The 9,702-nt window shown below is 46.9% G+C and carries 13 protein-coding genes; 7 read left to right on the top strand and 6 right to left on the bottom strand.

Annotated elements, in window-relative coordinates:
- The first annotated feature begins 603 nt into the window (after positions 1–603).
- The 3 genes from QUA97_RS09715 (at position 604) to QUA97_RS09705 (ending at position 2,236) form a co-directional block, all read left to right on the top strand.
- Positions 604–1,194: a tyrosine-type recombinase/integrase gene (locus QUA97_RS09715; RefSeq protein WP_333194505.1), complete on the top strand. Its 591-nt coding sequence runs from the start codon at positions 604–606 to the stop codon at positions 1,192–1,194.
- Between the two features lie 131 nt (positions 1,195–1,325).
- Positions 1,326–1,661, top strand: coding sequence for a hypothetical protein (locus QUA97_RS09710; RefSeq protein WP_333194504.1), 336 nt, complete (start codon positions 1,326–1,328; stop codon positions 1,659–1,661).
- Positions 1,607–2,236 carry a hypothetical protein gene (locus QUA97_RS09705; protein WP_333194503.1) on the top strand — a complete coding sequence of 210 codons (630 nt, stop codon included), beginning with the start codon at positions 1,607–1,609 and terminating at the stop codon, positions 2,234–2,236. The genes QUA97_RS09710 and QUA97_RS09705 overlap by 55 nt, the downstream gene beginning before the upstream one ends.
- Before the next feature lie 44 nt (positions 2,237–2,280).
- Here the strand turns inward: QUA97_RS09705 and QUA97_RS09700 are convergent, their stop codons facing one another.
- From QUA97_RS09700 to QUA97_RS09675, 6 genes are read right to left on the bottom strand one after another with little or no spacing between them, the layout of a single operon-like run.
- Entirely contained in the window at positions 2,281–3,126 is an 846-nt protein-coding gene (locus tag QUA97_RS09700) for a hypothetical protein (protein WP_333194502.1), read from the bottom strand.
- Between the two features lie 17 nt (positions 3,127–3,143).
- A complete protein-coding gene (locus QUA97_RS09695; protein ID WP_333194501.1) occupies positions 3,144–4,085 on the bottom strand; it encodes a hypothetical protein in 942 nt (313 codons plus the stop codon).
- Positions 4,082–4,345, bottom strand: a complete 264-nt coding sequence (locus QUA97_RS09690) for a hypothetical protein (protein WP_333194500.1) — start codon at positions 4,343–4,345, stop codon at positions 4,082–4,084. Before QUA97_RS09690 ends, QUA97_RS09695 begins: the two co-directional genes overlap by 4 nt.
- Positions 4,338–5,966 (bottom strand): hypothetical protein, encoded by a 1,629-nt coding sequence (locus QUA97_RS09685; protein ID WP_333194499.1) that lies wholly within the window; start codon positions 5,964–5,966, stop codon positions 4,338–4,340. Before QUA97_RS09685 ends, QUA97_RS09690 begins: the two co-directional genes overlap by 8 nt.
- Positions 5,967–5,980: 14 nt before the next feature.
- Positions 5,981–7,372: a hypothetical protein gene (locus tag QUA97_RS09680; RefSeq protein WP_333194498.1), complete on the bottom strand. Its 1,392-nt coding sequence runs from the start codon at positions 7,370–7,372 to the stop codon at positions 5,981–5,983.
- 23 nt (positions 7,373–7,395) lie between these two features.
- A complete protein-coding gene (locus QUA97_RS09675) occupies positions 7,396–7,887 on the bottom strand; it encodes a hypothetical protein (protein ID WP_333194497.1) in 492 nt (163 codons plus the stop codon).
- Between the two features lie 183 nt (positions 7,888–8,070).
- Here QUA97_RS09675 and QUA97_RS09670 point away from each other — a divergent pair, with 183 nt between their 5' ends.
- From QUA97_RS09670 to QUA97_RS09655, 4 genes are all read left to right on the top strand, one after another.
- On the top strand, positions 8,071–8,316 hold the full coding sequence (locus QUA97_RS09670; protein WP_333194496.1) for a hypothetical protein: 246 nt from the start codon (positions 8,071–8,073) through the stop codon (positions 8,314–8,316).
- A 93-nt stretch (positions 8,317–8,409) separates the two neighbouring features.
- Positions 8,410–8,955: a hypothetical protein gene (locus QUA97_RS09665; RefSeq protein WP_333194495.1), complete on the top strand. Its 546-nt coding sequence runs from the start codon at positions 8,410–8,412 to the stop codon at positions 8,953–8,955.
- Positions 8,952–9,284, top strand: coding sequence for a hypothetical protein (locus QUA97_RS09660; RefSeq protein ID WP_333194494.1), 333 nt, complete (start codon positions 8,952–8,954; stop codon positions 9,282–9,284). The genes QUA97_RS09665 and QUA97_RS09660 overlap by 4 nt, the downstream gene beginning before the upstream one ends.
- Positions 9,285–9,554, top strand: a complete 270-nt coding sequence (locus tag QUA97_RS09655) for a hypothetical protein (RefSeq protein ID WP_333194493.1) — start codon at positions 9,285–9,287, stop codon at positions 9,552–9,554.
- Positions 9,555–9,702: the final 148 nt, after the last annotated feature.

Raw genomic sequence — 9,702 nt, 5'->3', positions numbered from 1 at the left:
TTGCCATTTTTTCAGAAGGGTATGAGAGCTATGTCCTTGATTGAGTCTATGTTTTAACGGGGTTGTCACCCCGTCAGGGTCTAGGGTTCCAATAGTCGGATTCAGGATATGTGAGACTTGCCGTAAAGAGTTCGCTAGCAGCAATGCAATTGTGTCAATTCCAGAATCTAACCACAGACAAATGTAGCCGATCGGGAGTCGCTCCTCACCGTCCGAAGCACTCTATCTGTAAGGAGTCCCCAATGAGTATGTCAGCATCAACCATTGAACACAATCTCGCTAAAAAGTACGCGCGCCACGGTGTATACTTGCGACAAATCAACTTACACGGCAGACGAGTTAAAATTGATTAAAGGGAAAACTCAACCAGTAGAGCCTGCTTAAATGCGATCGCCCGATCGCCCCCCGGATTTTCCCCAAAACTACCCCAATTCGCAAGCGCTGCGCGTCTAGAATCCTTGTAATATCAATAGTTCCAGCACTTACAAAATTCGCGCCACACTCTCAGAGGTTGGACTATACAAAATGTGTGTTATGTAGAGCGCAAGCTCGAAAAACAACGTATTTATAAGCCTTCTAGATGTGGGGATTGACTAAGATTTTATGGTTAATTGTAGAGGGGGACGGCTGACCAACCTGGAACTCCGGGATAGGGAATACCTGCTAGAATCCGAGATAACACGCCTTCTGACGGCGACAAAGGCAAATAAAGATAGTTTTCTCGCAACCCGTAATTACTTAATTATACTACTAAGCTACCGCCACGGGCTCCGCATCAGTGAGTTAATCGGTTTAAAGTGGGAGCAGGTCGAACTAGAAGAAGCGCGCATCCACATCAAGCGGCTCAAAGGTAGCAATTCAGGAGTTCACCCAATGGCCGCCGACGAGTGCCGCTATTGTTCCAAGTTGCGATCGCGCCAACCCACAAAATCGCCTTGGATTTTCACCAGCCGCACTGGCTTGGCGCTGACTCGCGACGGCGTGACAAAAGCTTTAGCGGCGGTTTGTGCGATCGCCAAATTGGAGATTCCGTTTCACCACCATATGCTGCGGCACAGTTGTGGCTACGCACTCGCAGCAAAGGGGACAGACACGCGACTGATTCAAGAGTATCTTGGCCATCGCGAGATTAAGCACACTGTCGTATATACCGCGCTAGACCCGGCGAGGTTTAAAACATTATGGGAAAAATGAAGCGGCGGCAAGTTGTTACAGAATACTTTTTTCGGCGCGTTCTATTCTGCAACAAGTCCGATCGCACTGTTGACTGTTGACTGTTGACTATCGGGGTGCTAGTCGGTCTGCTAGCGAGGTGCTAGACAATCATGCTTTACAAAGGATATTCGATCCGAATTTGGAAATCGGAATGGATAGGCAAGCGAATTGACGGTCTTTGGTATTCGCTCCACGGCTACTCTTACCGCGAGATTGACAGGTGGGCGACAAAGTACAAATACGTGGCGCTGGTTGACGAAACCAACCCGCGACTGTCGCGAGAAATATGGGGAGGTTCTACTCCGCTGATTGCGCTAGACTTGGCAAAATTCAGCATCGACTTAAACTTTACCGATTGCGAGCGATGGACTTTTGCGGAAAGGGAGGAAAGATGGAAAACACACCGTTTAAAATTGCGTTCCGACAAAAGCTCACAAAATATATAACAGCAGTTGAAGATATTGATATTTACAACACCAAAATCGAGATATTAAATTTGGTTGATCGGGTAGAAGCGCAAGAAGGCCGCAAGGCAATCTTAGAAGTTTTAGGAGATTTTTGGGCCCTGCCTGTTGAACTGATGCAATACTTCGTCCCCGGCTCTTTATTCGAGGATGATTTTTTAGTGTTTGGCTGGTACCGCCCGGATCAAGTCAGGGCCGAAAGATTGCCAGTGAAGATTTATATAGGCTGTGACAAGACTTTTTTTAGAATGATGAATGTCTGTTACAACCGCGACGGCTTTCACATCGCGGTCGCCTTGCCGCTAAGTTACGGGCCGATCGTCTCAATCCCCGGCGGTCAAGAGCACATCTTCGCCCTGTCTCGCTGGATGGCCCCGGTTGCCTTGCAGTGGTATCGAACGCTAAACGGTCTAATTGTGTACCGTTCGATCGTTTTTGTGGGTTACTGTCGCGCGTGGGAACTGCGAGCCGATGCGGTTGAATACTACGCCAAGAATCCCCCGGCAGACTTGCAACAAATTCTCGACTACGACGGCGTGCCAGCCGTTGATTTTTAGATTTTAGATTGGAGGATGTCGCCAAGTGCGATCGCCTGCAGCGCCTAACTTTTCTCTAAACACTTGCGAATCACTTCCCGCACGTCGGCCGGTTTGTAACCGAGTTGGATTTTTTGCCCGGTGTCTGTCCTGATGTTTAACTCGCGGTTTTTCTGTGCGAGCCGAGAATTGAAAATAAGAAACCACGCGGGAAACACTCGCATTTTTACTTTAGTCGATCGCGCTTCTTCACCGTGCACCAACCGCAGTATCCGAGATTTACTCAACTCGGCGGCGCGCTCTACCAACTCGACCGCTGCCGCCTTCGAGCTTGCATAAGCTTTCATCTGGCCGCCTTTGCCGATTTTTGCGTCGGTAGTGCGATCGCCCATCAATGCAACGGCATAATGGCCGCCGTAGGTATAGCCATTCTCGCCGCCTGCTGCTGCCAAGATATTATCCCAAGTAATTTTTGAGCGGTGAATGTTGGGAATTGTCAAGAAAGGTCGCGGCGGTGCTTTGTCGCCGAGCTTTTTAGTCAGCTTCACCGGTTCGTATGGCCGCTTGCCGGACAATCTCCAATGAATTTGTACCGATACCGGGGCGACGTGTTGCTCTACATAATCCCCGTAGGGATAGCCGACAATTTGAGCCAAATCCGCGCGGGAAAGCTCAGCGCGAATCAACTGCTGAATCGCTGGCAACAAACTTGCTTGCAGCGCGATGAATGGCTGACTACCCGAAATCGTTATTTTTATCGGATCGTCTTCCTTGTCGAGAGTGAGCTCGTAAACGTCAAAATGCGCTTGTTCTGAAGGTTTGTCGCTTGATTGTCCGTCGATGCGAGTAAAAGTAATGTCACTTTTAGCGAGAATCCTGGCGACTTTATTCTGCGTTCGTTCGTCTGTCATGCTGTCGGCTCCGGTATTTAAGCGTAAGAGACGAAGCGGCGGATAACTGCTTCTTTGGTTCCCTCTCCAAAACCCTCGCCAAAGTTCTCTAAAAAGTTGCCGAGCGCGGCATTGTCTTTTTCTACAGCTTCATAAAATTCGTTGACTTTCTCGCTGATAATTAGCGGCTTACCAGTTCCCCAGCTCGCAATAGCTTTATCAACCCACGGAATGCCAGTTTTGACATTTTGCTTGGCCCATTTTCTAAAATTCATAAACCCGATCGAAAACAAAGCTTGTCTTGCTAATTTGAAAATTGCCCACCCAATCGTGCTGAGTTCTTCGAGTATTTCTTCGCCGGTGTCAGATTCATCCTCCAAAACGAGAAATAACGTTCGCATCGCGTTTCTGTCTACTCGCAATTTTGGAAGCTTGTCAGCGCCAATTATGAAATTGGCAAGCGATCGACCTAGCGATTCGCCGGCAACACCCGCGAAGTTGATAAATCCTTGATTGAGTTCTTTAAGCAGTTGATCGTCGCTCTTGTTGAAATCGAAATTGTAAATTACCTCGCTGGCCGATACCGCACCCTGCACCAATCCCGGCATGATGCCCGCCAGAGTTATCCCCCCAATTGTTCCAGCACCGGCGACCGCAGCAGCGACGGCCGCCACCCCAGCCGAAACAGCGCCAACAACAACGCCGCCGATTAAGACGACGGCGACCGCGCCGGCCGCCGCGGCGATCGGATCCTCTTTGAGCCAATTCTTAAAAATATTCCAGTCGCCGCGGGCGATCGCCGAAAATAGCTCCTTTGCCCCGTTGACCATATTGCCGAGCAAGTTCTTGACATTCAGCAGGCCTCGCGACAGAATGCCGCCAATTTGACTGCCGATACCTTGAAACCAGTTGCCAAGTTTTAAGCCGAGGGAAATTGCAAGACTAGAATTTTCGGCAGTTACGCCGGCCGGTGGATTCATAATTTAGGATTCCTTTTGGTTTTGGTGATGCGTTTGAGCTTTTTATTTTTAGCTTCTGGGGGTTTAGTGGAGGTTGTAGAGCCAGAAAAGTCTGTCTCCCATTCCTCAATATAATTGTCTAAACTTCCTACTCCGACAGTTTTTAAAATATTAATCCGTTCCATCGCCATTTCGCGGCGGAGTTGCCGCACATCGTCGCGAACGACTCGCCCCAGATAGACCTTAATGTCGCCTTGAGTAATTGTTGAAATTTTAGCCATTGTTGATAGTGGGTAAATTTGATTCGATGCTTTCCAGTATGTCCTTGATTGAGCGACTGCGCGGGTGAGTCTCTACAGTTTTTATCTTGTTCGTCTTAACTTTTAGCAGTTCCGGTAACAACTTTTCGGTTGCTTCGTCCGTATTTAAATCGATTTGCCTCTCGTTCCCTTCGCCGAATCCCTTGCCTATTTGAATTTGCAAATTATAGGGAGTGTCAACCGTTTCGACTACAGGTATTAACTCAACTCCAATAGAGTCAAGAAGTGCATTCAATCTGTAGATGGCATCAGACAAACCTACCATCGTTTGAGTTACGGCGAAGGCGTTTCTAATATCCATGTTAGTGCTGACGTTGCCGTCGTCCTTGACTTCGAGCAGTGCCTCTGCAATTGCTGAGGCCCATCCAGTCGCGTTGAGGTATTTAGTTTCGACCGGTTGGTCGCCGGCTTTTGCCGCATCCCCGTCTTTAATACTTACGCGCGGCTCGAATATCATCCCGTGCGCCAGCGTTCTAAACAAGCACTGTAGAATCTCGTAGAAATTTTTAGCGATGGTTTGGCTTGCCGGGTCGCATCCTGGGGCCATAAAAACATTCGACACCGGGAATTTATCTTTTAGAATTCGATCCACGGCATATGCTTCTTTAATGTCTTCGAGCATATCCAAAACATCTTCGCAGCAATCTTTCATGGGCGGCTTGTTTCCTGTAGGTAAAAACGGTTTTGGCGCTGTGGGCTTGGAAGGAGTTAGCGGAATAAAAAGAGTTGGAATATAAAAGAAGAAAGAACGAGAAGTATGGATTGAGTTTGTCAATCTGTCCGCAATGGCTGCATCGGTATTTTGCTTGTTAAGTTCTATAAACTGCTTAATTGTTCCCACTTTTCCGTAAAAAGCAGCGACAAAATCGAAACCATAAGTATACGGGGGATATTTTTGGCAAGCACTGATTGACATATTCCCGAACGTTCCAGTTGTTGTATAAGTCTGGAGAGTGTGAATCGCTGTCCCCTGCTCAATAGTGTAATCCAGGGCGTTGTAGCGATTTTTAGTAGAAACAAGCTTAAAAGGCAAAGAGCTAGCTGTCCTATCTTTTTCTTTTATGTTAGAGGCCGTTCTGATAGTAGTATTGTCGTAACCTGGAATTCGTGCATAGGGCAAGTAGTACAGTTCCCGCATATTAAAAATAACCCAGCCGATATCCTCAGTATTTGGCAAATCTATTCCGCCGTCCGGGCCCGGTGTCGGTGTCGGTGTCGGGGTCGGGGTCGGCGGATCTGGCAGCTTGCAACCCGGATCTGGGTAACTTCTTTGAGCTACAATTTGCCCGAAAATCGACTTAGTTTCGGTGACGATGCAGTCCCTCGCCTCAACATCGACAGCGAAGCCGCCAATTCCGATGTGAATAGTTCCGCCTTCTCTACCCCAAACTATCTCTTGCCCTAATAGCCCGACAGATATTGCGCCGCCGTAGTCGGTTGTCGCGCCGACGGACGCAAAGCCAAGGTCAACTTCGATTGAGCCGCCCTCGGTGTTGAGCGTGATTTTTCCCTCGCTCTTTTTGCCGATAGCACGGGTGATTTCTATTTCAGGGTTTTCTGTATTGAAGTTAATTTTACTCATGGTTTGTGATTCCATTAAGGACTATAAAATATTAGGCACGACCAAGGTTTGGACACAATGTTTGCGGAATTTGTAGCGTGAAGCTTCATAACTATAACGTCATCATCTATAAAACAACCGTACTCGCATCCGGGATTAACTGCATTTCCTGGCGGTATTCTTCCGTTATTGTCAAATTGAACGAAAGGAATAATCCCCTCTACTTTTGAGCTACTCACTCCGAGTGGGAGTTCTATTGCGCCTCCTTGAGTCGAGGGCAACGTCCCCTCAATTTTCAAAAATTTTAACGATACATTCCCGCCAAAATTTGTAAAATTGAACAATCTTAAATTATGTGCAGCATCAAATTCTAACAAAGTTGAAACGACTGCGTTATAAGCATCATTTAACCGTCTTATAGTGAAAACCCCGGCATCTGATAATCCGAAATCTATTAATTTTCTATTGGTCGGGGCGACAGCAGAAGCAAGGCCAAAATATCCACCACTTCCCGTACTAAACATGAAAGATTGACTTTCACTTGACAACGTACTTAAACTATCAGAGCCAGTAGATCGAATAGTTTTATTTCCCACAATTGTTTGAGCGAAGGTTTTAATTCCTTCTATCAATTGCTCGCCAACCATCCGCACGAATGCCGTCGGAGTTTGCCAAGTGCGATCACTTCTGAGTAAAAAGTCAGTTTGCCCGACGGCCGCGCCAGGCACTAATCCAGTTGTGCCTGCAGTTTCTGCGGTCGCCGCGCCGAACGGTTGCAGTAATGTTTCGAGCGCGGCGAGCCTCGACTCTAACTCGCTTGCCCCATCATTTTTTTTTGAGTCGGCGATCGGGTTAACATCGAGAAATACACTTCCTTGAGCCGTGATTCGATCGCCCGCTTGCGGAAGCGTCGCACCCGTCGCGAGGTCTGCTATAAACTGAATCCCGATCGCACATCCGCGACCGGGCGCGAAGTCCTCCATCTGGTTAATGTAGGGCAACAGCTTAAGCGTGTTAACTTGATTGCCTGAGTTTTGGATAACCTCGGTGTTTAACCATATCCACTCGCTCGCCGGCGTAGTTTTCCCATAGATGAGCATCTGACACTTGGGATAACCTGACTGTAATTTCTGCATCTCAGTCACCCTATCCCGGAGGGTTGATGTCCGCTTAACATCGGCGGCCGGCGTTTGGGTTCCGAGTGATGGCAAGTAATAAGTGAGCGCCAAACTACGGATTAAAACCGCAACTCCGACATTCTCCCAAGTTAAATGTTGAGCTTCTATTGATGGCAGTCCCAGCGACGTGACATAAGCAGCCAGCGCGGCTTTAGCCGGTGCGGCGAGCGCGTCCACATCTAAAATTGTTTGGATCGTGCTGTTGTTTTTGAGCGGTTCGGTGAGACTGTGGAAAGTATAGTCAGCCATTTAAATATCCTTTTTATGTTGTCTTACAGCAAGTAAGACGCGGCATTAATTGCAATCCCCGTCGCCGTTGCCTGCTTGGTATACGGGACTGTAAAACTGCCGGTTAATAAATTTCGGTTTAAATTTACAGTTGCCGTCACGTTCTGCACCTTGTTTGGATTTTTGCTGAAATCATTCTGCAACGACATCAGCTTGCCGATAACTTGCATAAAAAAATTGATAGCCAGCGGCGCTGTAAATGTCCCCCCGGTTCCGGGTGAAAATGTGCCCGAAGGGAAGCCGCCTGCATCTGGGTCGCCAACTAGATTTAAATTTACGGGGTCGTTTAGTTTGACCGGGATAGAGAAATTCCCCGAAAAAATTAGCGTGTCGGAGTCATAAGTTCCTGAGAAAAAGTTAGTGGTATTTTGGGCGACTGCTTCTAGAGATTGGTAGTATTCAATCAATTGAATAAACAGTCCCTCAATAGTGGTTGCTCCGAGTGTTGCTCCTTGTCCGGCGATGATACTTGTCATTTCTTACTTTGGTTTTTCCTGATAGACAGACCTCTTAAATAATACTTTATCTTGATATTGTGGCTAGACTTACAAAACATTAAGGTTCTACAAGTCCGCGCTCTAAACTATTTTAACCCAAAGCCTTGCCGTGTAAGGGTTTGACGCGCTAGTATTGAAAGACACTTCTAAAGGCAAAAATTTATGACAGCACTAGCAGCCAACGCTATTATTTCGACAACGGTTGAAGATGCACTTCTCGAAATTTTGGGAATGATTGCAACACTGCAATCCGGTACCACGACCACAAACCTACAAAATCGAACGATTATTACATCGTTTACCCAGAACGAATTAACTGGTGTCATTTCCGCTTCGCTGACAATTCCTACAACCGTCACCCACACAGAAGCAGGAAGAGTTGCTAACGCCACGGAAGTATTCTCTTAGTTTCCTCAAATTGCTGCCCTCGCAGCAATAACTTTTGTAAGCAATTGGCCAATCAAGACAGGTTGAGCTTTTAGGCTCAAAGAGGTATTTAAAATGGAAGCCAAACCAAAGACAACGGAAGACACAAAAAAAGAGCTTGACGAAGTAACGGAAAAGAAAGGCATTCAACGAATATTAGTTCAGGCTTACTTAGAGCCGACGACTTATGTCAACTTTTACGTTAGAGAGGACTTTTACAAGTATTATGATATAAAGGTGGTTGTTGCGGATACCGCCACAAAAGCTAGGCCCAAAAGACCTACTAAAACAAGTAGTTCAAAAGAAACGAACAAGGGCAACGGGGTCAGTTATTCAAGCAAAGGGCGGAAACTGCCGGACAAGAAGATTAAAGTTCCCACAACTGGTGGGGATGCGCCGCTGGTAAAGGCCAACGGAACCAAGCGTAAAAAGTGGATGACTTTCCGAGTTCCCACTTATATGTCCGCGGCTGCTATTGCTCTTTGGATAAATACAGCTTTTGATGCAAACCGAAGACCGACTTATTTTATATTGGAAAGCGGAACACGGGTAAATATCGATTCGACTCTAACAGAGCCTTCTAAATTGAAGCCACTAGCTTCTTTTAAGAGCGGTGAATGATTACTCCGACTTATTCGGGGCAATTTTATCGAGATGTCAGTTGGGAAGTCGAGCCAATTCGCTTCCCGATCGATTTATACTTGCCCATTGCGTTGGTATTAGTCACTTCGCCAACTGCTAAGGCATCTTGGCGCGTTGCTGGGGAATTGGTGCAGACTTTCGGGACGCTTTGGGAAGTAGATATAGAGGGCGCGTCTACTGTTTTGCCGCTCAACGCTTGGAAACTGATAAGTTTTCCTGGAGTTGAGGGCCAGGAGTATTACTCCTTGAAGTTCTACCCTAAACCCTGGATAGAATCTTTCGAGGTTCAAATAAAGCAATCTTTGTAAATGCAAACTGTTACGTTTATTTCTCTCTGCATAAGCATCCTTTCGGGATTGCTGGCGCTTTGGGTTGCCAATAATTCGGGGATTAGACGGCTGGTAAAAATTCAGCAAAGGCTCGACGCTTCGATGGGTCTGATTGTAGTTTTGCAATCGCGCCTAAACGATTTAGAAAAGTTTAATTCGGTTAATCACGGTTATCACATTCGAGAAACACCTTCGGAAATAGAAGAGTTTTTCAGTAGAAGTTACAGGGATAGCGACACGGGAATCTAAGGGATATTGATCATGTCTGACGTTTGGAGCTATCGAACAATTGTGTTTGCCCTCTGTTTGATATCGAGTTCTGTTGCGGTTGGGGGTATCTCGCTAGCTTCCCAAGATAAGAGGATACCGCAAGAATTGACCGGGCTGGCTTCGGGGT

Source organism: Microcoleus sp. CZ3-B2 (assembly GCF_036705055.1).
GTDB lineage: Bacteria > Cyanobacteriota > Cyanobacteriia > Cyanobacteriales > Microcoleaceae > Microcoleus.
This window is presented reverse-complemented; position numbering and strand designations above follow the sequence as displayed.